This is a genomic window from Bartonella sp. OC16QHHD, from assembly GCF_042194035.1.
Classification (GTDB): domain Bacteria; phylum Pseudomonadota; class Alphaproteobacteria; order Rhizobiales; family Rhizobiaceae; genus Bartonella.
On record NZ_JBHIMJ010000075.1, the window covers coordinates 1 to 2767 of the forward strand.

The window sequence follows — 2767 nt, forward strand, 5'->3', positions numbered from 1 at the left end:
GGTAATATCCGCTTGTTTCTGTTCTCCTGGTGCTTTCTCTCCTGACGTTTCCTCTGCCTTACCGGCTACGAGCGTCGAGGCGACAACTTCCGTGTTGTTTCCAGATTCAATGGCAACGCCTTTTTCTCCTGCTATACTTGAACCTACCACTTGGGTAGCTCCAAAAGTTTCATGATAGGATGAGCTTCCCCCAAAAAAACCGCCATCTGTGTAGCTAGATATCTCACGGTGTGAACTATCCTCTGCATTGGTGATCAGGACATCGTTGCTGGCTTTCAGCCCTACCTTGCCCTCAGCCGCAACGGAACTGCCTGTGATGCTAAGGTCATGCGGTTTCCCATCCTGCCCTGCAACAACAGTGGTATCACCCCCAGATTTTATCGAAGAACCCCGAGAAATAGACTCTTGCCTATCAACACTAAAGTCGCTGCTCTGAAAATGATAATCTCTTTCATCGTTTCTCACCCCTATTGTTATCTCCCCTTGTGCGCCAAGAGCAACATTGTCCTTCGCATCTATATCGGAAGCAGCAATATGGATATCTTGACCCGAGATGACAGTGGTATCTTTTCCAGAACTTAAATGAGAGCCATTGTGCAAGGCGACATGGGAGGTTTCACTCCCGCGATGATTGTCCATGCTGTTGCGTGTAGCATCAATCGAAACATTTTCTTTTGCTTGTAAGTAAAGATCATCATGCGCTTGAACATCAGAGCCTAAAATATTCAAATCTTTTCCAGAGAGAAGTGTCGTCGAGCCTCCAGAGTTTAACACAGATTTATGGTGCATAATGGAGTCACTATACTGTTTATGGTGATGCGTTGCAGCTGAGCCTATCGTCAAGTTGCCTTCTTCTGTAGCCATGGCAAGATCACCTCCGGTGCTGATCCCCACCCCTGAGGCGGTAATATCTTGTTTAGCAATCACCGTTGCATTACCCCCAGCAGAAAGCGCCTCGGTGTTTAATACGGTCTCCACGCCGTCAACCGTTGTGCGCCCTGCGTCCAAACGAATATTCTTCTCCGCAAGGATAACAGCATCCCCACCAGCAGCAAAATGCCCCCCTTGACTGAGGATATCCCCACCATGCACATGCAATTGGTGGTTTGCCGCAATCCGCCCTGAATTGGTTATTGTGGAATTGCTTGTATTTTGGCTGGTGATATTGACATCATCGCCCATGCTCAAAGCCCCAGCAGAAACAAAGGAGGCTCTGTCTTTTTCAGGGATGTAAAGCACCGGTGCATAAACATCCATGCCCTTGACCTGTTGGCGCACATAAATCACCATCGGGGCTTCTAGGGACGCCAATTGTTCTTCACTCAAAGCCTCACCAAAAGGGAGATTGTGTGCTTTTGCATAATCTGCCCCACCATCTAGCAAAGTTTTGACTTGTTCAATGGCATCACTTCCAGGAATAAAGGAACCTTTGCCCAAACCTTGACCAACAAGATCACGCATTTGTTTCTCAATCAGCTGCTTTTCAAAATAGGCATCACCTAAGAAAAAAATCTCTCTGTCAGGATTATAACCAATTCTGTTCAAATAATAGGCTGAGCCATAAAACTTGCCGACATCAAGGAATTCTGCCCGCGTTTCATAAATGAAATTTTGATTGGGCAGCGTGCCCCCAACACCCCCCGATTGGGGCTTTGGTAAAGGGAGCCCCTCAGCAAGTTCCCCCGCATTATTGAGATCGACTTTTGGTGTAAAGAGAGCGCCAGCTCCAGGCAAACCACTTAAGGACTCCAGTGGATTGCCTCCAACGGTTTTTGCCTCAAAATGCGCATCCCCTGTAATCGAACCTTCCGCTGCCTCGTTGTGGAGTTGATCGACCACCAAATTCAAAATGCCACCCGCTTGAACAAGACCAGGAACAGTATCGAGAACTTCTGAATTGATATGGCGAAAACCATCATTATTTATTATATCTAAAGCAACATTTCGGCTTCCATCAGCGTTATAAGCATAACAATAAGCATCCGTATTAGCCTGACAACCCATATAGGTGTTTTTATAAGCTGTTGCACCTAAATTGGTCAGCACATTGGCGTGGATATCGGCGTTTCCCCCTGCTTCTATAATGCTATAATGGTTGTCAATGGTATCAGCGTTAATAATAAGATTGCCGTGAGACTGTATCATTCCTTGACGAGTAGGCGAAAATTCTTGCGTGACAGTTTTCTGTATCATGTGAGATAAATTATTCCATCGGTACCCTTGAAAAAAAACCGAACTTTCACTCTCTTCATTCCAAGTAAATGCCTTGTATACTATCCCATCTTCTAAAGTTATCTTACCATAAGTTGCCTCTTTGTTGGGCAAAGAATTTTTAAAGTGAAAATCACATGTGTTTCCCGAACATTCAACTTCCTCATAGGAAACGGCCCATATTTCTATCCCCAACTCATTTGCTATACTTGTTGTATGATACAAAATCGCATTTTCAATTGAATCAAAGCGTTCTGGTTTTTGGAAAGAAATATCGCTATATTCCGTTTTTTCTGTGATGACAGGCGTGCTATCGGCTTCGTTTTTCAGGGTGTTGGTTTGGATATTTAAGTTTCCACCAACTTGAATAAAGCCCGCTTTGTTAACAAGGGAAAGGCTTTTTCCTGTGCCTTCTGCATTGGTGAAAGATAAATCACCTTCTGTCATTATGGTGCCAAAATCATTGAGCAAAGCACCATCAACTTGTAAAGCACCATTGCCCTTCACATAAATTAAGCCCGTTTTGTTGTTGGTCACATTGCCCGTCACGCTAAAG

At 44.8% G+C, this 2767-nt stretch carries 1 protein-coding gene; it reads right to left on the reverse strand.

The features are described from left to right. Nucleotides 1-2767, reverse strand: a 2767-nt coding sequence (locus tag ACFIK1_RS07200) for a hemagglutinin repeat-containing protein (RefSeq protein WP_375662457.1), incomplete at both ends; no start/stop codon positions are given.